36 protein-coding genes are annotated in these 18,477 nt (G+C 70.3%); 3 read left to right on the top strand and 33 right to left on the bottom strand.

All coding sequences use genetic code 11. The features are described from left to right. Window positions 1–16 precede the first annotated feature (16 nt). The 15 genes from ABH931_RS30550 to ABH931_RS30480 form a co-directional block, all read right to left on the bottom strand. Window positions 17–274 carry a hypothetical protein gene (locus ABH931_RS30550; protein ID WP_370120333.1) on the bottom strand — a complete coding sequence of 86 codons (258 nt, stop codon included), beginning with the start codon at window positions 272–274 and terminating at the stop codon, window positions 17–19. After that, on the bottom strand, window positions 271–546 hold the full coding sequence (locus ABH931_RS30545) for a hypothetical protein (RefSeq protein ID WP_370120330.1): 276 nt from the start codon (window positions 544–546) through the stop codon (window positions 271–273). The genes ABH931_RS30550 and ABH931_RS30545 overlap by 4 nt, the downstream gene beginning before the upstream one ends. Further along, window positions 543–785 carry a hypothetical protein gene (locus ABH931_RS30540; RefSeq protein WP_370120328.1) on the bottom strand — a complete coding sequence of 81 codons (243 nt, stop codon included), beginning with the start codon at window positions 783–785 and terminating at the stop codon, window positions 543–545. The genes ABH931_RS30545 and ABH931_RS30540 overlap by 4 nt, the downstream gene beginning before the upstream one ends. Window positions 786–843: 58 nt before the next feature. Further along, window positions 844–1,320, bottom strand: a complete 477-nt coding sequence (locus ABH931_RS30535) for a hypothetical protein (protein ID WP_370120325.1) — start codon at window positions 1,318–1,320, stop codon at window positions 844–846. A gap of 6 nt (window positions 1,321–1,326) precedes the next feature. Then, the gene (locus ABH931_RS30530; RefSeq protein WP_370120323.1) at window positions 1,327–1,752 is read right to left on the bottom strand and encodes a hypothetical protein; all 426 of its coding nucleotides are present in this window, start codon (window positions 1,750–1,752) and stop codon (window positions 1,327–1,329) included. 142 nt (window positions 1,753–1,894) lie between these two features. Further along, window positions 1,895–3,295: a phage major capsid protein gene (locus tag ABH931_RS30525; RefSeq protein ID WP_370120320.1), complete on the bottom strand. Its 1,401-nt coding sequence runs from the start codon at window positions 3,293–3,295 to the stop codon at window positions 1,895–1,897. After that, on the bottom strand, window positions 3,292–4,632 hold the full coding sequence (locus tag ABH931_RS30520) for a head maturation protease, ClpP-related (protein WP_370120317.1): 1,341 nt from the start codon (window positions 4,630–4,632) through the stop codon (window positions 3,292–3,294). The genes ABH931_RS30525 and ABH931_RS30520 overlap by 4 nt, the downstream gene beginning before the upstream one ends. Next, window positions 4,629–6,266, bottom strand: coding sequence for a phage portal protein (locus tag ABH931_RS30515; RefSeq protein WP_370120314.1), 1,638 nt, complete (start codon window positions 6,264–6,266; stop codon window positions 4,629–4,631). The genes ABH931_RS30520 and ABH931_RS30515 overlap by 4 nt, the downstream gene beginning before the upstream one ends. Next, complete coding sequence (locus ABH931_RS30510; protein WP_370120311.1) at window positions 6,266–6,433, bottom strand: hypothetical protein; 168 nt, start codon at window positions 6,431–6,433, stop codon at window positions 6,266–6,268. The genes ABH931_RS30515 and ABH931_RS30510 overlap by 1 nt, the downstream gene beginning before the upstream one ends. Before the next feature lie 140 nt (window positions 6,434–6,573). Beyond that, complete coding sequence (locus ABH931_RS30505) at window positions 6,574–6,861, bottom strand: hypothetical protein (RefSeq protein WP_370120308.1); 288 nt, start codon at window positions 6,859–6,861, stop codon at window positions 6,574–6,576. Further along, entirely contained in the window at window positions 6,858–7,118 is a 261-nt protein-coding gene (locus tag ABH931_RS30500; RefSeq protein ID WP_370120305.1) for a hypothetical protein, read from the bottom strand. Before ABH931_RS30500 ends, ABH931_RS30505 begins: the two co-directional genes overlap by 4 nt. A 107-nt stretch (window positions 7,119–7,225) precedes the next feature. Then, window positions 7,226–8,617 (bottom strand): phage terminase large subunit, encoded by a 1,392-nt coding sequence (locus ABH931_RS30495; RefSeq protein WP_370120302.1) that lies wholly within the window; start codon window positions 8,615–8,617, stop codon window positions 7,226–7,228. 244 nt (window positions 8,618–8,861) lie between these two features. Then, window positions 8,862–9,110, bottom strand: coding sequence for a hypothetical protein (locus tag ABH931_RS30490; RefSeq protein ID WP_370120300.1), 249 nt, complete (start codon window positions 9,108–9,110; stop codon window positions 8,862–8,864). A gap of 2 nt (window positions 9,111–9,112) precedes the next feature. Continuing rightward, window positions 9,113–9,586 carry a hypothetical protein gene (locus ABH931_RS30485; RefSeq protein ID WP_370120297.1) on the bottom strand — a complete coding sequence of 158 codons (474 nt, stop codon included), beginning with the start codon at window positions 9,584–9,586 and terminating at the stop codon, window positions 9,113–9,115. 72 nt (window positions 9,587–9,658) lie between these two features. Then, a complete protein-coding gene (locus ABH931_RS30480; RefSeq protein WP_370120294.1) occupies window positions 9,659–10,351 on the bottom strand; it encodes a hypothetical protein in 693 nt (230 codons plus the stop codon). 113 nt (window positions 10,352–10,464) lie between these two features. Here ABH931_RS30480 and ABH931_RS30475 point away from each other — a divergent pair, with 113 nt between their 5' ends. Next, complete coding sequence (locus tag ABH931_RS30475; protein WP_370120291.1) at window positions 10,465–10,659, top strand: hypothetical protein; 195 nt, start codon at window positions 10,465–10,467, stop codon at window positions 10,657–10,659. 28 nt (window positions 10,660–10,687) lie between these two features. Continuing rightward, window positions 10,688–11,293 carry a hypothetical protein gene (locus tag ABH931_RS30470; RefSeq protein ID WP_370120288.1) on the top strand — a complete coding sequence of 202 codons (606 nt, stop codon included), beginning with the start codon at window positions 10,688–10,690 and terminating at the stop codon, window positions 11,291–11,293. A 129-nt stretch (window positions 11,294–11,422) separates the two neighbouring features. On the opposite strand, the gene ABH931_RS30465 is transcribed toward ABH931_RS30470, so the two are convergent. Next, complete coding sequence (locus ABH931_RS30465; RefSeq protein WP_370120285.1) at window positions 11,423–11,662, bottom strand: hypothetical protein; 240 nt, start codon at window positions 11,660–11,662, stop codon at window positions 11,423–11,425. Between the two features lie 72 nt (window positions 11,663–11,734). Here ABH931_RS30465 and ABH931_RS30460 point away from each other — a divergent pair, with 72 nt between their 5' ends. Further along, window positions 11,735–12,130 (top strand): hypothetical protein, encoded by a 396-nt coding sequence (locus ABH931_RS30460; RefSeq protein ID WP_370120283.1) that lies wholly within the window; start codon window positions 11,735–11,737, stop codon window positions 12,128–12,130. Between the two features lies 1 nt (window position 12,131). Here ABH931_RS30460 and ABH931_RS30455 read toward each other — a convergent pair whose 3' ends face one another. The 17 genes from ABH931_RS30455 to ABH931_RS30375 all read right to left on the bottom strand — a co-directional run bounded on the left by ABH931_RS30455 (window position 12,132) and on the right by ABH931_RS30375 (window position 18,421). Next, entirely contained in the window at window positions 12,132–12,551 is a 420-nt protein-coding gene (locus ABH931_RS30455) for a DUF6221 family protein (RefSeq protein ID WP_370120280.1), read from the bottom strand. Between the two features lie 3 nt (window positions 12,552–12,554). After that, window positions 12,555–12,923, bottom strand: a complete 369-nt coding sequence (locus tag ABH931_RS30450; RefSeq protein ID WP_370120277.1) for a hypothetical protein — start codon at window positions 12,921–12,923, stop codon at window positions 12,555–12,557. After that, on the bottom strand, window positions 12,923–13,264 hold the full coding sequence (locus tag ABH931_RS30445) for a hypothetical protein (protein WP_370120274.1): 342 nt from the start codon (window positions 13,262–13,264) through the stop codon (window positions 12,923–12,925). Before ABH931_RS30445 ends, ABH931_RS30450 begins: the two co-directional genes overlap by 1 nt. After that, window positions 13,261–13,416 carry a T-complex 10 C-terminal domain-containing protein gene (locus ABH931_RS30440; protein ID WP_370120271.1) on the bottom strand — a complete coding sequence of 52 codons (156 nt, stop codon included), beginning with the start codon at window positions 13,414–13,416 and terminating at the stop codon, window positions 13,261–13,263. Before ABH931_RS30440 ends, ABH931_RS30445 begins: the two co-directional genes overlap by 4 nt. Then, the gene (locus tag ABH931_RS30435) at window positions 13,406–14,023 is read right to left on the bottom strand and encodes a hypothetical protein (protein ID WP_370120268.1); all 618 of its coding nucleotides are present in this window, start codon (window positions 14,021–14,023) and stop codon (window positions 13,406–13,408) included. The genes ABH931_RS30440 and ABH931_RS30435 overlap by 11 nt, the downstream gene beginning before the upstream one ends. Continuing rightward, entirely contained in the window at window positions 14,016–14,375 is a 360-nt protein-coding gene (locus ABH931_RS30430) for a hypothetical protein (protein WP_370120265.1), read from the bottom strand. The genes ABH931_RS30435 and ABH931_RS30430 overlap by 8 nt, the downstream gene beginning before the upstream one ends. Window positions 14,376–14,490: 115 nt before the next feature. Then, window positions 14,491–14,724 carry a hypothetical protein gene (locus tag ABH931_RS30425; RefSeq protein ID WP_370120262.1) on the bottom strand — a complete coding sequence of 78 codons (234 nt, stop codon included), beginning with the start codon at window positions 14,722–14,724 and terminating at the stop codon, window positions 14,491–14,493. Further along, the gene (locus ABH931_RS30420) at window positions 14,721–15,092 is read right to left on the bottom strand and encodes a hypothetical protein (RefSeq protein ID WP_370120259.1); all 372 of its coding nucleotides are present in this window, start codon (window positions 15,090–15,092) and stop codon (window positions 14,721–14,723) included. Before ABH931_RS30420 ends, ABH931_RS30425 begins: the two co-directional genes overlap by 4 nt. After that, window positions 15,089–15,490, bottom strand: a complete 402-nt coding sequence (locus ABH931_RS30415; RefSeq protein WP_370120256.1) for a hypothetical protein — start codon at window positions 15,488–15,490, stop codon at window positions 15,089–15,091. Before ABH931_RS30415 ends, ABH931_RS30420 begins: the two co-directional genes overlap by 4 nt. Beyond that, window positions 15,487–15,975, bottom strand: coding sequence for a hypothetical protein (locus ABH931_RS30410; protein WP_370120253.1), 489 nt, complete (start codon window positions 15,973–15,975; stop codon window positions 15,487–15,489). The genes ABH931_RS30415 and ABH931_RS30410 overlap by 4 nt, the downstream gene beginning before the upstream one ends. A 20-nt stretch (window positions 15,976–15,995) precedes the next feature. Further along, on the bottom strand, window positions 15,996–16,247 hold the full coding sequence (locus tag ABH931_RS30405; RefSeq protein WP_370120250.1) for a hypothetical protein: 252 nt from the start codon (window positions 16,245–16,247) through the stop codon (window positions 15,996–15,998). Further along, window positions 16,244–16,990 (bottom strand): SGNH/GDSL hydrolase family protein, encoded by a 747-nt coding sequence (locus tag ABH931_RS30400; protein ID WP_370120247.1) that lies wholly within the window; start codon window positions 16,988–16,990, stop codon window positions 16,244–16,246. Before ABH931_RS30400 ends, ABH931_RS30405 begins: the two co-directional genes overlap by 4 nt. Continuing rightward, complete coding sequence (locus ABH931_RS30395; RefSeq protein WP_370120244.1) at window positions 16,987–17,178, bottom strand: hypothetical protein; 192 nt, start codon at window positions 17,176–17,178, stop codon at window positions 16,987–16,989. The genes ABH931_RS30400 and ABH931_RS30395 overlap by 4 nt, the downstream gene beginning before the upstream one ends. Beyond that, on the bottom strand, window positions 17,175–17,399 hold the full coding sequence (locus tag ABH931_RS30390) for a DUF6354 family protein (protein ID WP_370120243.1): 225 nt from the start codon (window positions 17,397–17,399) through the stop codon (window positions 17,175–17,177). The genes ABH931_RS30395 and ABH931_RS30390 overlap by 4 nt, the downstream gene beginning before the upstream one ends. Then, window positions 17,396–17,650 (bottom strand): hypothetical protein, encoded by a 255-nt coding sequence (locus ABH931_RS30385; protein WP_370120240.1) that lies wholly within the window; start codon window positions 17,648–17,650, stop codon window positions 17,396–17,398. Before ABH931_RS30385 ends, ABH931_RS30390 begins: the two co-directional genes overlap by 4 nt. Further along, on the bottom strand, window positions 17,647–17,799 hold the full coding sequence (locus tag ABH931_RS30380) for a hypothetical protein (RefSeq protein ID WP_370120237.1): 153 nt from the start codon (window positions 17,797–17,799) through the stop codon (window positions 17,647–17,649). The genes ABH931_RS30385 and ABH931_RS30380 overlap by 4 nt, the downstream gene beginning before the upstream one ends. A 70-nt stretch (window positions 17,800–17,869) precedes the next feature. After that, a complete protein-coding gene (locus ABH931_RS30375) occupies window positions 17,870–18,421 on the bottom strand; it encodes a hypothetical protein (RefSeq protein ID WP_370120234.1) in 552 nt (183 codons plus the stop codon). Between the last annotated feature and the right edge of the window lie 56 nt (window positions 18,422–18,477).

Below are 18,477 nucleotides of genomic sequence, written 5' to 3'. Positions count from 1 at the left end.
CCTCCTTCCAGGGTGGTTACGGGAGCCCGCTGTAGCTGCCGGGGCCTTCGGCGACGCCGTCGAACAGTCCCGCCGGCGGCTCGGGGCGGTCCCAGTCGCGCGGGTACTGCCAGCCGTCGTACGAGCAGAACCAAATCCCGGTCTCCGATGGCGGCCCCGGCAGGAGCGGCTCGCCGTCGTTCGGGCAGTTCGTCGGCGGCCCCACCACGTAGGGGTCTCGCTCGAACTCCGCGCGCGCCTGGCGGCGGATGTCGAGCAGCTGCTGCCAGCTCACGGCGTGGCCGTGTCGGCTGCGGGAGGCGGTTCGTCAGCGGCCACCGTGGCCTGGACCTCGGCCGGGGCCGGGGTGGCAGGAGACGCGGCGTCGGCAACGACAGGCGTGGGGGCCTGGTCGGCGTAGGCCTCGGGGATGTGGCGCTGGCCCTGGCCGCCTTCGGAACCTGAGAGGGTGTCGCCCTCCTCATGGCCGGCCGCGCCGCACTGGGGGCAGGTGAGCAGGCCGACCGCGCGCCGGGCGGTGCAGGCGATGCAGGTCCACAGGCTCATGCGCTGGCCCCCTTCTGGGACGTGGTGGTGGGTGCGACGTCCGGTACGGCGGCGGGCGGCTCCACCGGGGCCGGGACGGGCGTCGGGACGGGCTCGGCCGGGGCCTCGACCACCGGCTCGGGCTCTTCGACAACCGGCGCCGCCTCCGGCTCGGCAGACGCGGCAGGCGCGACGTAGCCGGGCTGGTCCGGCAGGGCGCGCGCGTCCGAGACGCCGCCGCCCACAGAGATCCTCGCCATCGTGTCCTCCTCCTCGGGTGGCTGCGACGCACCACCGGGCACGCCGCAGCCATCGGCATCAGGCCGGGCTGACCTGCGCACCGTTGTCGAGCGGGATGTAGATCAGGTCCCACTGCACGGAGCCGGTGTCGGACGCGGACGTGGTGACCGTGATCGACCCGGTGTTGATGACCCACGCGGCGTGGCCGGTGGACTGCACCGGCGCACCGGCGTTGGACCCGACCACGAGGGCGCTGCCCGGGGTGGAGCCGATGCTGAAGTGCGTCCCGACTTCCTTGGACGTCACGGCGGTCGCCGACGCCAGGGACGTGGCGCTGGAGGTGCCGACCGTCGGTGTGAGGCCGACGGACAGCGTGGTGGCCGTGGCGCCCATGACGGTGGTGACCCACCCCGTCAGCGACACGATCATGATGCGACCGCCGGAGACGGTGAAGATGTTGCCCGTCGCGGTCTGCGGCAGGGCCGCGGTCGCACGGGTGGCCAGGATCCCGGCCGCGATCGTGCGAACGTCCTGGTTCTTGATCAGGGTGGTCATCTGGTGTCAGCTCCCCAGGATCTCGAGGTTCGCCGGCTTCCGCTGGACCGTGAGGTCGTGCAGGATCGCCGTGACCAGCCCGGAGCCGCCCGCGCTGACCTTGAGGTAGGCACTGGGGTCGCTCATGAAGCTGGTCAGGACCTCGAACGCCGTGGTGTAGCCCGCGTTCGCCTGGACGACCGCGTTGGAAGCGGCCTGGGTCTGCCGGGTCCAGGCGTGCGTCGCGTTGGTGTCTGCGCGCTGGTAGAAGTGGCTGAGGACGTTGCCCGGGCTCGCGTAGCTGCCCGAGTACGTCGACGCGACGGTGAGGGTGAAGGTGTCGGCGCCGGTGCACACGAAGGTGACCGCCGACGCGCCGCGGAACTTGAAGCCCTGCCCGGCCGCGATCGGGATCACGTCGAGGAGCCGTCCGAGGCCTTCCATGCCTGCCATGAGTGCCTGCTTTCTGACTGAGGGTTGCCGTGCGGGGCGTCACTGCCGCGCCGGGGTGGTGCGGGGTGTCCGGCGGCTGAGGGGGCTCTGCCGCCGGACCGGTTCTTGGTTCTACGTGTAGATGTAGATCAGGATGCCAGGCTTAGCGGCTGGCGAGCTGCACGACCGGCGAGAGGGTGTTGCTGGAGCCGTTGTGGGGCGTGATCGGCGACTGTAGCCACGGCTTGCCGTCCACGCGCTCGACCACCCGGTAGGCGGTCTTGTCGTTCGCGAACTTGTAGTGCTCGCTGGAGCTGACCTGCATCTCCATGCGGTCGCCGATGAGGTAGTAGCTCAGGTCGACGAAGGAGATGTCGCCGGTCGTGCCCAGCGGCCCGGTCTTCTCCGTGAAGTAGACCGGGCGGCCCAGGATCGTGGCCGGCGGGGCGTCCATGCCGCCCTGGCCGCCGGCGAAGTTGCCGATCCAGACCGGGCCGCCGCCGGTGCCGACCGACAGGGCCATCGTGGCGAGCTGCGGGAACGCGTCGATGGAGCAGATCCACACCGCGCGTCCGAGCGACGTCGGCAGCATGCGGGAGTACATCTTGACGATGTTCTCCCAGACGATCGTCTGGGTCGGCTGGCCGGACTCGGCGGCAACCTGGACGCTGACGGGCGAGTTGATGAAGCCCTGGGGCTCGCCGTCGCCGGTGCCGGTGAGGAACGCGATGTCCTCGAACCAGCTGATGGCCTTCGGGAAGGTGCCGTCGAAGAAGCCCGCGAACGCGGGGGCGTCCATGAGCAGCTCGTTCGGGACCTCGGCGTACGCGGTGAGCTTCTTGGCGTCCAGGACGACGCGGCCGAAACTGGCCTGGGACTCCGTCAGCCCGGCGGCCTCCTCGGTCCAGTAGCCGACGACGCCACCCAAGATGCTCGACGCGTGGCTCGTGTCGTCGATCATGGGGATCGGGACGCGCAGGGAGCTCATCGGGATGACCGTAGCCCGCGGGCGGACGACGGCGGTCTCCAGCGAGACCTGCAGGATCTCGCTGCGCAGCGTCTCCGGGACCAGAAAGCCACCGTCGCCGGGGACCTCGGTGCCGTAGCTGTTCTGGACCTCCAGCAGGCGGTCGCGCTTCGGGCGCAGGTCGCCGAAGTCCCGCAGGCGGTCGGCCTTGTACCAGGTCGCGCGCAGGAACTCGCTGAAGTCGTCGAAGATCCCGTCGGCGTGGGTGCCCGGTGCGCGCTTGTTGTAGAGGCTCTTCCGGGCACCGGCCGGCAGCCCCTGGATGGTCGGCGCGAGCGAGGCCTGCGAGTTGCCGGTCATGTCGACCGGGGGCTTGGCGTCGGAGCCGCTCTCGCGGAGGTACTCGGCGAGGACGAGCTGCATCTGCTCGCGGGCCTGCGCGTTGATCTCGCCGCGGTTGGCCTTGTCGACGGCCCCGGCGTAGCCCTGGATGAACTCTCCGAGGCCCTCGCGGGTGGAGAGGATCTCCTTCATCTTCGTGCCGTCGTTCAGGACCTCGGCGAGTGCCGCCGGGGAGTCCGGAATCGTGATCGTCACTTCGTTGCCTCCTCGGCGGTGTTGAGCCACTCCGGAACCGGGGTGGTGTCGTCGCGGAGCCAGTGGGGGAGCTCAGCGTGGTCGTTGGTGGCCTCGTCGTCGCCCTTGGCGTCGTCGAGGTGGGCTTGGAGGTGGGCGCGGACCCCGGCCTTGTCGCCGTCGGGGATCTTCGAGCCCTCAAGGCGGCCGAGGCCGTTGCGGCACGCCGCAAGGTTCGCCGGGCCGCCCTTGGTCTTGTGGTGAGGGAAGCGGTAACTCGCCTTTTGGTCGTCGGCGTCGTCGTCGCCCTCCTTGGGCGTCTCGGCGGCGGCCTCGGCCGACATCCACGCGAAGCAGTAGCGGAGCACCGCGTCGTCGTTCGGCATGGCCTTGACGGCGGCCGGGCCGTCCCACGGCTCGTCGACGGTCGCGGTGTGGTGGACCGGGAGGGCCTTGGCCTGGATCGGCATCGACTCCATGCCCAGCAGCACTCGGCCGACGTGGCGGGCGTTCTCGGCCGCGGCGCTGGCGAGCAGCTCGTCGGCGAGAGCCCGGAGGTCGACGAAGCCGCGGCCGTCGACCAGCTCGGCCAGCTTCGCCCCGCCGATCTGGACCGGCTCCTGCGGCCTCTCCTGCTGGACCACCGCTGCGGCGAGCTGCGCCGGGTCCACGCCTGCCGCCTCCAGCGCTGCCGCGGTCTCGCTCCCCGGCGGCGTCGCGCGCGGCATGGCCCGCAGTTGCGCCGCGATCCTGCCCGGCAGCGGCCCGTACGCGGCCGGGTCGAAGCCGGGCGGCAGCACCGCACCGCCGTCGGTACCCACGCGCGTGGCCAGCCCAGCCGCGACGGCCTGATCCGCGGTGTACCAGGTCTCCTGCTGCATGGCGGCGCGCCAGTCCTCGACGGTGCCGCCCGCAGTCCGGGCGTAGACGCCGGCCAGGTTGTTGCTGACCTCGTCGAGGGTCTGCGCGGTCTTCGCGAGCTCGGCCGCGTTCCCGAACGTCATGGTCGACGCGTCGTGGATCATCATCATCGAGCCGGGCATCATGACCCGATCCGTCCCGGCCTGCGCGATCACCGACGCGATCGACGCAGCGATCCCATCGACGACCGTGGTGACCGGGCCCTTGTGCTGCTCCAGCGCGTTCTTGATCGCGAGTCCGTCGAAGACGTCCCCGCCACCGGAGTTGATGTGCACCTCGAGCTCGCCGGTCACCTCCGCCAGCTGCGCCGCGAACGACTTCGCGGTCAGCCCCTCCGAGAACCAGCCGCCCGGGCCGATGTCGTCGTACACGTCGACGCGGGTCACCCCGCCGCCGGAGTTGCTGATGCGGGCCTTGAGAGGCCGCACGTTCGTCATCGCGTACCTGCCCAACTGGCCATGATCTGCTCCCACTCCGCACCCGTGTCGCTGCTGCCGCGCTTGACGACCTTGCAGCGGCACTCGTTGCCGTACTTCGCGCCCGTGCACTTCACGTAGTTGCTGCCGCCCGGGTAGTCCGCGTAGGCGTCCTCCCGGTTGCGGTACGTCTTGCCGTCGTTCGCCTGGCAGGGATCGCAGGTGTCCTTGTCGTCCTGCGCGACGGCCTCCCACCGCATGGCTGCCTCGGGTGCGGCAGGGAGGTGGTTCTGCGCCCCCTGCGAGTCGTCCTCCGCCGCGTCGTCGCCGGTGTTGGGCGCCGGACTCTCTTCGGGCGCGCCGGGAGCGAGCGCGGGCACCCAGGCGGGCGGCAGCGCGGGCGCCTGGGTGGCCCGCTCGACCACCCCCATCACGGGCAGGCCGACGGCCTCGAGCACGTCCTTCGGGTCGTAGCCCGCGGTGACGAGGGCCTGCGCCGCGCTGGCCTTCTCCTTGAGCTCCAGGGCGTCGGCCTCACGGTTGCCGCTGACCGGGTCGTCGTAGTCCATCTCGACGCCCTGGCCGGTCGTGCCGAAGAGCGGCAGGTAAGCGAAGTCGAGGGTGTCGCGCCAGCGGGAGAGCCGGTCTTCGATCAGGAAGCTTTCGAAGTGCTCGCGGGCGGTCTGGGCGTTGGCGCGGTTGACGTCGTCCGTCGTCCCCATGATCGCCTTGTGCATGGCGAAGGCCTCGCGGATCACATCCCTACTGATGTTCCGGAGGTTCCCGAAGTCCATGTCCTGCATGGTGTGAGCGTTGGGGACCCAGGTGGCGCCCTGCTCCAGGACAGCGACGCGGTGAGCCGCGCCGACGCCGCGGTGCGTCTCGCGCCACCGGTTCGTCAGCTCGTTCCACTCCTCGTCATCCAGGCGCTTGTCGACCTGGATCACGCCCCCGGGCGTCGCGCTGTTGAGGAAAAAATTGCGATTCCACTGCGCGCTGTACTTCGAGGCGTCGATGTCGACGAGGATCGACTGCACAGGGCCCAGACCTGCGAAGGGGTCGAACGGGTTCGGGTACTTCAGCATGATCACTTCGTCGCACTGCAGCGGCACAACCTCACCCGACGGCCCCTGGTACAGGTATCCGGCCAGGTAGTCGTTGCGCGAGGGCACCGGTGTCATACGGTCCGGGCGGACCTGCCAGAGCGACATGGGGAAGCTGGCACGGGCGTCGCGGCCGATGACGATGTAGTCCTCGCCGGTCAAATCGAGGTAGGTCTGGCCGAGCTCGCGGAACTGGAAGCCGGTGGTGAAGGCGTTGGGCCTCTTCCACAGGTTGATCGCCCAGTGGTTGATGACCTCGATGCGCTGATCGCTGCCTTTGTCGGCGGTGGTGTAGCGGACCCGGCCGTCGACGGGGGCCTGCCGGTACAGGTGCCACTTCTTCTTCGCGGTCTGGCGCGCGAGCATGCTGACGATGGAGAAGACCGTGCCCGAGCTGCCGTAGGCGCGCATGTAGCCCTGCGGGTCGGCCGAGGCCGCGCTCATGCCGGCGAGGTTGAGGGCGGTACCGGAGAAGGGGACGGGCGGGCTGGCCTGGCCGCCCGCCCCCGGCTTCGAGGCTGCGTCGATGAGCTTGCCGAGCAGGCTGCCCATCAGGTGCCGTCGATCCGGTACTCGAGGATGAGCAGGCTGATGCCGGTGGCGATCCACCCGGCGATGGTGTTGGCCTGGAAGACACCGGTGTCGATGCAGCCGAGTCCGGCGATGGTGAGAGCGCTCGGCGCGAGGCGACCCACCGACTCCTGCGCCGAGCGCTTCACCTGGGTGAGGGCAGCGGCTGCACGGGCCCGCGCCGAGTTCCACATTCCACGCGTAGAAGTAGAACTCTGGACCGTCGCTGTCGCCATGCCCCGCACCTCCCTCACGGCGGATTATGGCAGCACTGCCGGCTTTTTGCCGATCATCCCTGCGGGTTCGGGAGCGGCGCGCCCATGCCGGGCACGATCAGCCCCGACATCTGCTGGGCGGTGTTCTGCAGGATCCGGGCCCAGTTGAAGGCGTCGTCGCGCTGCAGGAACACCGTCGCGCTCCCGGCGGCGTGGCGCACGGTCAGGGCCACGCGGGCGCCGACGGTGGTCTGCACGACGGCTGCGGTCATGCTGGACGGGGCCTCGGTCAGGTGGGGGTTGGTGGGGTCGAACGGCGGCAGCTGGGCCACGGCGGGCTGCCCGGTGGCGGGGACGGTCATGCCATGTCTCCGATGCTGGGTGGGGTCCAGCCGAGGCGGGTGATGAGCTCGGCGACTTCGGGGGCCAGTTCGACGTCGACGTCCTCGGGCTGGGCCTCGAAGACGTGGGGGAGCAGCTCGACCTGGATGGACGGCCGTTCCCCAGCGCGGTGCCGCAGGGTGTAGCCGACGATGTGGTTCGCGATGTCGTGTCCGTCGAGCAGGAACCGGATACCCGGCCCGGACGGCAATGGTGTGATCTGCAGGGTGTGGGGCAACGCTGCTCCCTGAGGTAGGGGAGCGCCGCCCCGGCATCACCGCAAGACGGGGTGGGGCGGCGCACAGCCCACCGGGGGATGGAGGGGCTGCACCCGCGCAGTCTGCCTCACCCCAGCGTCCGGATGCGCGGACGACCCCCCAAATCACGCTCAGCAACCATGTACCGCATCGCATCACACGAGTGATCGTTCTCCTTGAGCGGCACTTCCTTCGCCTGCTTCCCGTCCTTCACATCCCAGACGTAGCCGGTGAGTTCATCGTCCAACCCCATCGGCTTCTTCGCCTCGGCCAGCTCCTTGTCCCGCTCCACCAGCGCGTCCCGCACGACGAACAACCGCGGCCGCCCATCACCCGCCGGCCGAAGCCGCGCCTGCACCGCCTGGATCCCATCCGAGACCGTCTTCTTCGCCGCCACGGTACCCATGCCGAGGTGCTTCTCGAGCGTGGCCCGGTCCTCGGCGTCGTGGTCGCAGATCACCGCCCGGGGCTTCGGCTCCGTCCACTCCAGCCGGCACGTCTTGCACTCGTGGCAGTCGTGGTCCCGGGCCTTGGAGTCGCAGTGGACAACGCACTTCCTGACCAGGCGCAGGATGTGCTTGCCGTGGTCTTCGACCAGCGTCTTCGTCTTGTAGATCTCCCGGTACAGGTAGAGGCGGCCGTCGGGGTCCTCGGCCCAGCACTGCAGGACGAAGGGGTTGGTGAAGCCGAAGTCGACGGTCCACCAGCGGCGCCACTCCGGCCGGATCACGCTCGGGTCGACGAGGTGGACGTCGGGTTCCCACTCGCCGTAGACCAGGCCCTCGGCGGCGGCCCACAGTCCTTGCAGGAGTCGGAGGCGGCGGACGCCGGTGAGTGCGCCGAGTTTGCCCTCGATGTAGTCCCGGCCGGCGGGGGTGTAGCTGCCGTCGCGGTTCACGTAGGCGGGGTTGTCGCGGTGCAGCGAGGTGAGCATGGTGAGCTTGCCCTCGTTCGCCCGCAGTTTGAGCCAGTGGGTGGGGTGGACGGGGTTGCAGGCGGCGATCTGCTGCTGCCAGGACAGGATGCCGCTGCGGAGGCGGGTGCCGATGGATTCCCAGTCGGTGAGGGTGATCTCGGTGGCTTCGTCGACGAAGACGATGTCGTACTCGGACGACATGATCTTTTCGGGCTTGTCGAGGCCACCCACGTTGATCTTCGCGCCGTTCTTGTACCGGTAGCCCGGAGCCTCGCGCGGCGATCCACCGAACCAGCTCACCAGCCCGGCCGCCAGGGCCTGGGCGATGACCTTCTTCTCGAAGCTCACCAGCGTGGTCGACCCGAGCGACGCCGCCGTCTTGCGGCAGATCAGGAACATCGAGTTCGGGTTCTGCAGCGCGGTCAGGTGGATCCGGAACAGGCACGCCAAGCTCTTCCCGGTCCCGGCCGCCCCGGCGAGCACGATCTCGGAGGTCCGGTTGTGGAAGAGCTCGAGGGCCGCGCCGCGGGGCTCGTACCGGACGACCGTCGGCGCGGTCGTCACTCCAGGGCTCGCGGCTGGTCAGTCCACGTCCTGCCGTCGCCGTGGGGGAATGGGCAGGGCAGCGGGACGACCTCTGCGACGTCGCACCACTCGCGCAGCTCTGCAACGTGCTGCGCGCAGTCGTGGACGTGGCCGGCCTGGCCGTGGAAGCGTGCGGCGGCGACTGCGGGGTGCGGACAACCAGCGGAAGAGCACTCCCAAGCCGTGGGTGCCGGGGCGCTGGTCGTCTCGGTCGTGGTGGCAGTCACCCGGCAGCCCACTCTTCGATGCGGCGGGCGGCTCGGAGCAGCGCCGGGTAGTCCTTGTCGTAGCGGGGTGTGCGGCGAAGCCACGTGGTGACCTCACTGATGATCCGAAGGCGGTCGCCGCGCCCGGCGAGGACCTCGGCCACGTGGCGGTCGAGCAGCTCGTCGATCTCCCGCTCCGACGGAGCCCAGTCGAGCGTCTCGTAGCCAGCCTCGACGGCCTGGATGATCTCGTCGCGCGCGCTCACGGTCAGCTCAGCAGCGACGGGTCGACGCCGACGATCTCGTACGTCACGCCACCGGACATGTCCACTCGCTGCGCCGAGTCCAGGCCCAGCAGCTTCGAGCGGCGCTCCTGGATCCGCAGCAGCCGGTCCACTGCGGCCAGCACCGGGGCGTCGTCCTCGAGCGGCTCATCGCCGAGCCGGACCAGGCGGCCGTCCGAGACCTTGAAGTGCTTCGCCTCGAGGACCTGCATCACGGCCATCCACATGTCGTCCAGCCGTTCCAGCTCGAGCTGGCGGACCTCCTGAGCGGGCTCCTCGGTGATCGCCGCCATCGCGTTCTTCACGGCCTCGTGCACGGTCTTCACGTCGTAGCCGGTCTCGGCGGCGATGGCCCGGTACGCCAGGCCGCGCTTCCGCAGCCGCAGGAACTCCGCGTCACGCTCTGGCAGCGACGGGTCCTTGGCGTAACGGCCGCCACCGTCCCGCATCTTGCTCATGGGCACCTCCATCCCTGTTGGGATGGTAGGTGCCTGCTGGCCGCGCTGCCGGAGGTCGCCGCGGGTTGCCGCTCAGCCGTCGGTGACCTTCACCGTCCAGTTGCACTCCGACGACACCTTCAGACTGTGCATGCCCGCGCCCGTCTCCGTCGAACTCGACGACCCCTTCGAGCCGAGCTCGTTCACCGCGACGTCGCCGTTGGGGTAGTCGACATAGACCGTGAAGTTCCCGGTCCCGCCGAGGAAACCGGTGCAGTCGTAGGTGTAGTTGATCGTCCAGTTGTCGCCGGTCGTGAACTGCTTCGTGTTCTTGATGCCGTTGCCCGACACCTGCAGGAGCGTGCCGCCGCCCGCGGCCGGCGTGGACGGTGCGGCGCCGGGGCACGTCTTGCCGGCGGCCGTGTTCACCACGGTCAGGATGATCCCGTTGCTGCCGTGGCTGGGACCCGCGGCGGGGCTCTGGGAGCAGACGGTCCAGTCGCCCGGGCTCGTGAGATTGAGGGTGTCGCCGCCTGGGGCTTCGGGGGTGGTATAGAAGCCGAGGGCTTGGGCCGTGGCGTCGGCCAGGTCGTCGGTCTGGCCGACGAGGTTGGGGACTGGCGGGATCGACGGCACGCCGCTGCCGCTGGTGACGACGCTGTGCGTGGTGATGCCGACGGTCGGGTTGGCCGACGCGGCCGGGCCGGCGGTCGTGGTGGCGGCGCAGCCGGTGAGCAGGCAGACGGTCACGGCTGGGATGAGCAGGGCGCGGGTGGGTGTGCGCATGGGTGTTCCCCCCTTGTGGTGATGGCAGGAGGTTGGCACCGGCGCCGGAGATTCGAGGGTCGCGTGTTCGGATTGTGGCCTTGCTGTGACTGATCGTGCGTCATCCTGAGCTCATGGACAGCGAGGTGACGGTCACGGTGCAGGGCCTGTCTGCGGAGCGCGTGAGTTGGTGGCTGGACCGGCTCCGCGAGGTCGGCCTGGTGCCTGTCGGCGGCGGACGCGTGCGCGAGCAGATTGGCCGGCCGGGTCGGTTCGTGGCCCGCAGTATTCCCGGGGCGCGGCAGGCAGATCCGGGCTCGGTGCGCTAACTGCTGGTCGGGCGTACAGTCCCAGCTCATGAGTTCTTCGTCAGGAGCGCCGACCGCTCCGAGTGGATCGGCGCCCGGTGAGGTGGCGGCGCCGAAGGTTAAGGGCGGGCACGTCGAGGTCAAGGTCGCGCGCCTGGGCCTGGTGGCCGTGCTTGTCGCGGCCGTGTTGGCGGCGGGTGCGAGCCTCTACACGGCTTGGGAACAGTCCAAAGTTCAGGTGCAGCTGCAGAACGCTCAGGCGGCTGCAGACCGGGCCCAGAGTGACCGGGATAAGCGCACAGACGTCTACGGCAAGTTCCTTCAGGCTGCCAACGCGTATGCCGCCGCAACGGACAACCTGCTCGCCTACGTTGACGCGAACTGCAAGCCGGGTTCGCGTTGCAGTCCCAACTTCTCCACCCTGGAGACCACCAAGGCAGCCTTCCAGGGGAGCATCAACGACGTTTCCGTCTGGGGGTCCAACGCCGCCGTCAAGGACGAGGCTGCCGTGGCGGCCACGTTGCCGCCGAGCATGTGGTCCACGGACGAGCTGGACCTGAAGTTCAACCACCCGGCTTTCACGCAGGCGTATCAGGCTTTCCTGGTGATGATGTGCCACGAGCTTCCCGCCGACCCGCGCTCGGGCTGCCGCTGAGGTCGCTGTCAGTGCGGGGCCGTAGCGTCGTAGGCGCGCACAACTCCCGCTGCTTGCGGGCGGACCCACACATGGCGCGACGGGCCGACGCCACCCCAGTGCGGGGAAGGCGCCGGCCCGAGTCGTGTCTTAGCTCTGGCGGGTGTAGACGCGGTCTACGGCCGTGGCCGGGATACTCACGACATGGTCGGGGTCCTGGGCGTTGGGCTTGAGGTGGAGCCAGCCGTCGGCGAACTGGACCAGGCAGCCGGCCTGGACCTTGAGGACTCCGGTGTCGTCGATCTGCTGGCCGCCGGTGCGGCGGCCGTGCTCGTCGGTGGTGGTCTTGAAGTGGATGTCTGCCTGGATCCAGGCGTTCTCGTGGGTCATGTTGTAGGCATATCGGATGGCGCTGACATCTTGGGTGGCGTGAGGATCGTCGCAGGTGGCAGACTCGAACATATGAGCGACTTTGCGGGTGTGAAGCCCCCCGGCTGGCCCCACCAGGTCGACGCCCCCGGCCGGCACGACGGCCCATGGGAGCAGTCCGCCGTGAGCTGGCTCCTCTCCGAGGTCGCCCCCGGTGCCTGGCGCGAAGGCCTCAACGGAGCCCAGTACCGCCGCCACCCACTCATGCTCGCCCGGGATGCCCTCTACCTCGTCGACGGCCAGCTCAACGGCCTCCGCGAGGCCTACCGGCGCGCCCGGGTCGAGCTCGGCGAGCACTTTGAGCCGCAGCAGATCGAGGAGCAGCTGGCCATGTACGCCGAGGAGGCGAAGCGGCTGGAGGGGCTGCGCATGAAGGTGCAGCTGGTGTACGACGCTCTGTCCGGTGTGCGCTGGGTCCCCCGCGCGTAGCTCAGCTCTCCGGAGCCCACTCGGGCTGGTAGCCGGGGTGCTCGCGGTACGGCGCGGCTACGTCGAGCATGTCGGGGCATGGCCAGGGCTTAAAGCAGTGGTCGCAGGATGGCGTCCACGCGTAGTCGCCGGGCCCGTCGTCCTCGTTGGACGGGAAGTCGTAGTCGCGGTGCCGGGCGAGCACACGCCGTTTGGCGGCGATCTCGGTGAGCACGCGCGCCGGATCCCAGCGGGCGATGTGGCTGCGGACGCCATCCGGCAGGTAGGACGCCCACGGGCCGACCGCCACTGGGTCGTTGCTGTCCTTCACGTACACGGACTCGCCGGTGTCGATCCAGGAGTTCCCAGAGTCGTCGGCTGCGGCGCGGGCCCGCTGCTCGTCTTCGTCGAGGCGGGCGCGGAGGAAGTCGGCGATGTCCATGCCTCAGCCTCCCATCGACGTGGGTGTGTCGTGGGCGATGGCGAGGAGTTCCTCCCGCAGACGCACGGTCCAGCCGTAGCGGACGTGCCGGGCCTCCAGCGACTCGGCGACCCGCTCCAGCCGGTCGGTCATGCGCGCCATCCTGCCCTGGAGCTCGGAGAGGGCGAGGAGGTCGTCGGCGTGCCGGTCGACGAGCCGGGTGAGTGGCGGCGCGGGTACAGGGCGGGGCGCGGGCTGGCCGATGGGGCACTCGGGGTGCGGGTGGACTTCCTCGCCGTTCTCCTCGTAGCACCAGCCGCACGGCAGCAGGCGGGCGCGCGGGGCGGGCGTTGCGAGGCGCTTCCGCAGGGCGAGCATGCGTGTGATCGACATCAGGACTCCTCGTCGCGGGTGTTGAGCGTGTCGGCGTGCTGCCGCGCGGTCTCGTAGGTGCCTGTCCCGGAGCCCGGGATCATGGTCTGGGTCTTCGTGTCCACGACGTGGAAGACGGGTCCTGGGGTGCTCAAGGTGTTGGGTGGCCACACGTCGACCTGGAAGCGGACCTTCTGGCGCTCCTCACGCGCGTTGCACTCGTCCGCGTGCCGCTGTGCGTCGGCACGGTATGACCAGCGGCCGAGCACGGGGCCCCCGGCGTGTCGGTCGTAGACCTCGTACTGGGGTGGGTCTGCGATAGGCCACGGGATGAGGCGCGCGACGAAGCGGGCGTGGCTCATGCGTGGCCTGCGATGCGTGCGAGCAGGACGGCGGCCAGCGCCACGATGACGAACAGGGCGGTCCCGGACGGCCGCCAGCGGCGCCGGCGCGCCTCGGGCCCGGCGTAGACGTGCCGCACGGTGCCGTCCGGGTAGCGGATCTCACGCGCCATCGGGCACCTCCTCGTCGACGTCGAAGAGCGCGTGCCAGACGACGTGCGCGAAGGCCTCGGCAGAGGGGCTGCTGAGGAGCGGCATCAGGGCCTGGGTGACCACGTCGAGCGCCTCGTCGCGGATGAACCGGTCGCAGGGCGGTGTGCAGCCGCAGGAGCAGACGCCGCCGGGCGCGTGCTGGCCGTACGTGCCGCCGCAGTCGGCGCATTCGCAGTCCTCGCAGAGCAGCGCCATGTCGTCGCCGTTGAGGACGTCGTTGAGGCGCTGGTTCTCGGCTCGGAGCCGGTCGACTTCGCGGCACGCCTCGTCCCGCTGGTGCATCGCGGTGCGCTTCTCGGCGATCTGCCGGACGAGGGTGACGACGGGGACGGTGCGCGCGGCCGTCCGGTCAGCCGTCGGTCCGAGGTACGCAACTTCGACGGCCCTGAGCCGGTCGAGTTCGGGCTGGACGGCGGTCAGCGCCGCGTCGGCCAGCTCGAACTCGGTCAAGCCCATGCCGCCGTTGATCGGGTGCCCGCAGATGCCGAGGATCGGTGGGACCGTGCGGCGCTTGAGATCGTCGCGGATCGCGGCGGCCATGCGTTCGCGCAGGTCGGTGTCAGCCACGGTCGGCCTCCTTGGCGAACGCACGCACCACATCGCGGTACGCCGCGAGGGCCTGCGGGTGCGAGCCCATCTCGGTGCCCATCTGGACCATGTGCTCGCAGTAGGCAATGACGTTGCCGAGCGCCTCGGCACCGGCTCGACCCCCCTCAGCTTCCAGCGCGGCAACCTTGGCCAGGTGCCGCTCGTCCGAGCAGATCAGCGGGACGCAGCGCCGCAGCTGCTCCAGCTCCGGTCGGACGAGCGCGTACAGGGCGTCGGCGATGTTCTTCCGCTGGGTGAGCGGCAGCCACCAGCCATCGCCGAGGGCCAGGTCGACCGCGTTGAACATGCGGGCAGGCAGTTGGTCGGTCATGGTCAGTGGTCCTTCGTGGCGCGGATGGTGCGGTGGTAGGCGCGGCGCGACCGGACGAGGTTGGCCAGGCTGAGGGTGAAGGAGATGGCCGCGATGGCCAGGGCGACGTTCTGCATCAGGTCTCCTGGAGGCAGCAGTCGGCGGTCCAGCCGTCCGGGCTGCGGCGGATGGTGGTGCCGGCGGGGTAGTGGCCGCCGCAGGTGGCGCACTGGCCGGGGTAGCGGGCTTCGACGGCGGGGCCGAGGGGCGCAGCGGGGAGCTGGCGCTCGGCGCGCTCCCGCTGGTCGTGGCCGAGGCAGTGGCTGCACATGTCGACGGGCAGCTCGGTGTGCTCGCAGCGGGCGCTCATGAGTCGACCGCCTCGAGGGCGGTGGGGTGCCAGTCGGTGACGTGGAGCCAGAGGGCCCGGCCGCCGGGTGCTTCCTCATCGGGACGCCCGAAGACCTCCATGTCGGTGCGAGCCTCGGCGGCGAATCCGGCGTCGCGCAGGGAGAGCAGCCAGCGATAGAGCACTGTGCCCCGTGCCCCGGCGGGGAAGGCCCGGTCGTTCCCGATGCGCCACACCACGACTGCCGAGCCGTCGCGGTGGTCTTCGGCGACCGTCCAGGCGGCGGCGTCGGTGGTGTCGGGGTAGTGGGCTTCCATGTGAGCGGCTACCCGCCGGGCGAGCGTCATGGCGGGGGTGGTGGATATGCGCTCGGGCAGGAGGGCGGTCATCGCGCACCGCCTCGGCGGTCGATGTCGCTGATCCAGGCGGCGCAGATCGCCGCCACCTGGATCAACTCGGTGCGCAGCGCCTGCGGGTCGGTCTCGGCTGCGGCCTCGAAGACCTCCTCCAGGAAGATCGGCAGCCACTGCGGGCGGTTCGGGCCGTCTGCGGTCTGCCCGGTGTCGGCGTTGATCCAGAGCTCGTAGGACGACGGCCGGAGCTGGTCGTTGATGCCCTTGATCATGCTCGCGATGGCGGACATCGGCATGCCGAACATGGCGGCGTCGCCAGTGCCGTCGGGGTGGCGCTGGTCGCCCCACTTCGCGAGCTGGCGTGCGCGCTCCTCATCGACTGCCTGGGCGAAGTCGGCGAGGCCGGGGGTGCGGAAGATGCGGGGGTAGCTCACCGCTGCTCACCGCCCGTCCCGGCGAGGGCGCCACGCCACGACCGCGGGTCGTGCCGGTCCATGCCCGGCACGGGCATGACGATCTGGTCACCGTGCACCGTGTAGCCGATGACCTGGCCGGGCTTCAGGTTCGGGTTGCCCTTCGACATGCCGCCGCAGTCGGCGCACGGGTCGGCGGGGTGGCGGCCGTGCTGGCAGCGGTCGAGGTCGAGGAGGATCCCGCCGAGCTCCTCGAGGGCCCAGGCCGCCACCCAGGGCTGCGGGTCGGCGGTGCTGATGTCGGGCTCGGTGCGCTGGAGGGCGTGCTCGATCTGGCCGATCGCGGCGGTCACCTGGGCGTGGAGCGGCGAGTACAGCACCGTCGTGGCGCAGTGCAGGGCGGCGTTGGCCTCGGCGTGGTGGGCGAGGTGCGTCTGCGCGCCGATGAGGACGATGCGGGCCTTTTCCAGCTCGCGGCGCAGATCAGCGATGGTCTGGGCGGTCACGATGGTGGTCCTCTCCTGAGTCAGAAGCTGTCGGGGTCACCGAACGGCTGGCCAGCGGCGAGCGCGGCCCGGGCGGCCTGGGCCTCGGCGATGAAGCGGTCCAGCTCGGCCAGCGCGTCGGCCTGTGGGGACGGATCGGAGGTGCTGAACTCCTTGTCGATTCGCCAGCGGTCGCACTGGTGGGGCAGGCTCACCTTCCAGCCGGTCGGAGCGTCGCCCTCGCACATCGACTCGTAGTGCTCCACTGCGAAGCCGAACTCGCGCGCGGTCACGGGAGCCTCAGCCAGCTGGCGACGCGGGCGTACAGCGCGGCGTGGCCAGCGTCGTTGGGGTGGAAGCCGTCGGTGGTGTAGCCGCCGAACGCCGCCACGCCCGCGGGGAGTCGGTTCGGGCTGTAGCCGTACAGGTCGGCGGCCGGGACGGTGATGCCGCCGTTCTTGGCGACCTGCTCGCCGATGAGGGCGTCCCAGCGGGCGACGCGGGAGACCGGGGTGGTGGAGCCGGACATGGTCCACTGCACGGTGGTGTCGCCCCACACGCCCAGGCTGACGATGACGGCGGCCGGGTTGGCGGCCGCCACCTCGGCGAAGAGCGTGCCGGCGCTGTTGTAGGTCTGGGTGGGGCTGTAGGTGTAGCTGGAGCCGGTCATTTCGCGGCAGTCGTTGGTGCCGAGGCCGACGACGACCAGGTTGCAGCCGGACGGCACGGTGTCGACCGTGCCGAGGCAGGTGAGGTCCTGGGCGTCGGTGTGGGTGGTGCCGTTGACGCGGGTGACGGTCCACGTCTGCGCGAGCCGGGCCTGGAGCAGCGCCGTCCAGGTGAGCGAGGGGTCGGAGGCGAAGCTGCCGCGGCCGGTGATGCTGTCGCCGAGGACGCCGTACGTGAGGGGTTGGCCGGGCGGGACGGTGATGAGGGTGGGCGCGCTGGCGGCGGCGGCCTGGGTGCGGGGGATGAAGGCGGTGGCGGCGGCGATGCCGGCGCCTGCGAGGAGGGTGCGGCGGGGGATGACGGTCATGGCTGCTCCTTGCGGGTTTGGGTGCAGGCGGGGCACCAGTGCTTCTCGCCGACGGTGGACAGGCCTGGGCTGTTGGTGGTCCAGCCGTCGGCGAGGGCGCGTACTTGGGCGTGGGGTCGGCTGGTGTCGCTGGTGGGGCCGAGGCAGCCGCAGCCGTTGCAGATGGTGATGTAGCGGGACAGGATCACGTGGTCGCGTCCTGGATGAGCCGGTAGCCGGTGCTGGTCGGCTTGAAGCGGTCAAGGCGGATGCGCGTCTGTCGGCCGCGCTTGGCGTTGGTGTCGCGGCGCGGCTGGTGCAGCTCGACCAGCGCGTGGGTGTCGCCGACCTCGAGGACGCGGAGCTTGCGTCCGTAGCTGCGGGGATCGTTGTCCTGCCAGATCTGGCCGACGCGGACGGTGGGGTTCATCGGTCGCTTCCGAAGGCGTTGAAGGCGTGGTGGATGACGTTGTCGGTGAGGACGCCGGTGGCGGTGGCGACGGCCTCGAGGGTGTCGGGGCTTGCCTGGCGGGTGAGCTCCTCCAGGGCCGCGATGACGCCGAGCAGGGCGTGCGTCTGGGCGATGCCGATGTCGTCCGTACGGAGCTGGCGGTCGCTGCGGTGCTTGGCGTCCTCGAGGTGGCGGGTGGCTTCGCGGTAGTGCAGCTGCGTGCTGTTCACGACTCGTCCTCCTCGTCCTCGTCGGTGTCGGCCGCCCAGCGGGCCTCGCAGTCGGGGCAGAGCTGCACGGTGATCCCGTCGCCCATGTCGAAGGTGTTGCCGTCGGTCTCGTTCAGGTCCGTACCGCAGCTGCTGCAGAGGTCGTCCATGGTGTTGCTCCTGTCGGGTGTCGAGGTGGGGCGCGCGGGTGGCGCGCCCCGGCCTACGCGTGGCGGTTGGTCAGGAGGTCTTGATGGAGCCGCGCAGGGCGGTTTCGACGGCCTCGACGGCGTGCTGGCGGAGCTGGTCGCCGACCTGCCCGGCCAGGGCGTCACGCACGGACTGAACCGCGCCCGTGATCTCCGCCTGCATGGCCTTCTGGACCTCGGTCTTGATGGTCTGCTGCAGGAGTGTCGGGCTGTCGCTGCGGTACCGATCGGACTTCGCGCCCAGCAGCGTGGCGATCTCCTCGACGACGAGCTCGAGGATGGTGAGGCTCTTGCCGGTCCGCTCGCCGTACAGGTTGGTCTGCGGGATCGGACCGGCAAGCGCCTTCTCGATCAGCGGGCGCACGGCGTCCTGGATCGCCTCCTTGCGGATCTGTGCGACCTCGTCCCGGAGGCGGCCGTAGTAGGCGGTCTCCTTGATCAGGCGCGCGGTGATCTGGCCGGCGACGGCGTCGCCGATAGTGCGTCCGCCGATCTCGTACTCGTCGCCGTCCTCGTCGATGCCGGTGACCTGCTCGATGACGGTGGCGAGGGTGGCCTTGTCGAGGGTGACGGTGATGTTCACGTGCGTGCCTTTCGGTGGGTGAGGCGGTTGCGAAGGCGCCGGATCCAGCCCGGCCG

The organism is Streptacidiphilus sp. MAP12-33 (assembly GCF_041261265.1).
Classification (GTDB): Bacteria; Actinomycetota; Actinomycetes; order Streptomycetales; family Streptomycetaceae; genus Streptacidiphilus.
The sequence above is the reverse complement of the archived record's forward strand: the minus strand, read 5'-3'. Positions and strand labels throughout refer to the sequence as shown.

Bases quoted from the DNA above. Each gene is read 5' to 3' on its own strand.
- ABH931_RS30530 (WP_370120323.1), bottom strand. From the start codon at position 1,752: ATGGCAGGCATGGAAGGCCTCGGACGGCTCCTCGACGTGATCCCGATC.
- ABH931_RS30440 (WP_370120271.1), bottom strand. From the start codon at position 13,416: ATGGCGCGTGAGATCCGCTACCCGGACGGCACCGTGCGGCACGTCTAC.
- ABH931_RS30485 (WP_370120297.1), bottom strand. From the start codon at position 9,586: ATGAGCAAGATGCGGGACGGTGGCGGCCGTTACGCCAAGGACCCGTCG.
- ABH931_RS30545 (WP_370120330.1), bottom strand. From the start codon at position 546: ATGAGCCTGTGGACCTGCATCGCCTGCACCGCCCGGCGCGCGGTCGGC.
- ABH931_RS30475 (WP_370120291.1), top strand. From the start codon at position 10,465: ATGGACAGCGAGGTGACGGTCACGGTGCAGGGCCTGTCTGCGGAGCGC.
- ABH931_RS30535 (WP_370120325.1), bottom strand. From the start codon at position 1,320: ATGACCACCCTGATCAAGAACCAGGACGTTCGCACGATCGCGGCCGGG.
- ABH931_RS30445 (WP_370120274.1), bottom strand. From the start codon at position 13,264: ATGAGCCACGCCCGCTTCGTCGCGCGCCTCATCCCGTGGCCTATCGCA.
- ABH931_RS30400 (WP_370120247.1), bottom strand. From the start codon at position 16,990: ATGACCGTCATCCCCCGCCGCACCCTCCTCGCAGGCGCCGGCATCGCC.
- ABH931_RS30520 (WP_370120317.1), bottom strand. From the start codon at position 4,632: ATGACGAACGTGCGGCCTCTCAAGGCCCGCATCAGCAACTCCGGCGGC.
- ABH931_RS30470 (WP_370120288.1), top strand. From the start codon at position 10,688: ATGAGTTCTTCGTCAGGAGCGCCGACCGCTCCGAGTGGATCGGCGCCC.
- ABH931_RS30480 (WP_370120294.1), bottom strand. From the start codon at position 10,351: ATGCGCACACCCACCCGCGCCCTGCTCATCCCAGCCGTGACCGTCTGC.
- ABH931_RS30420 (WP_370120259.1), bottom strand. From the start codon at position 15,092: ATGACCGCCCTCCTGCCCGAGCGCATATCCACCACCCCCGCCATGACG.
- ABH931_RS30460 (WP_370120283.1), top strand. From the start codon at position 11,735: ATGAGCGACTTTGCGGGTGTGAAGCCCCCCGGCTGGCCCCACCAGGTC.
- ABH931_RS30455 (WP_370120280.1), bottom strand. From the start codon at position 12,551: ATGGACATCGCCGACTTCCTCCGCGCCCGCCTCGACGAAGACGAGCAG.
- ABH931_RS30515 (WP_370120314.1), bottom strand. From the start codon at position 6,266: ATGGGCAGCCTGCTCGGCAAGCTCATCGACGCAGCCTCGAAGCCGGGG.
- ABH931_RS30380 (WP_370120237.1), bottom strand. From the start codon at position 17,799: ATGGACGACCTCTGCAGCAGCTGCGGTACGGACCTGAACGAGACCGAC.
- ABH931_RS30465 (WP_370120285.1), bottom strand. From the start codon at position 11,662: ATGACCCACGAGAACGCCTGGATCCAGGCAGACATCCACTTCAAGACC.
- ABH931_RS30430 (WP_370120265.1), bottom strand. From the start codon at position 14,375: ATGACCGACCAACTGCCTGCCCGCATGTTCAACGCGGTCGACCTGGCC.
- ABH931_RS30425 (WP_370120262.1), bottom strand. From the start codon at position 14,724: ATGAGCGCCCGCTGCGAGCACACCGAGCTGCCCGTCGACATGTGCAGC.
- ABH931_RS30505 (WP_370120308.1), bottom strand. From the start codon at position 6,861: ATGACCGTCCCCGCCACCGGGCAGCCCGCCGTGGCCCAGCTGCCGCCG.
- ABH931_RS30450 (WP_370120277.1), bottom strand. From the start codon at position 12,923: ATGTCGATCACACGCATGCTCGCCCTGCGGAAGCGCCTCGCAACGCCC.
- ABH931_RS30390 (WP_370120243.1), bottom strand. From the start codon at position 17,399: ATGAACCCCACCGTCCGCGTCGGCCAGATCTGGCAGGACAACGATCCC.
- ABH931_RS30540 (WP_370120328.1), bottom strand. From the start codon at position 785: ATGGCGAGGATCTCTGTGGGCGGCGGCGTCTCGGACGCGCGCGCCCTG.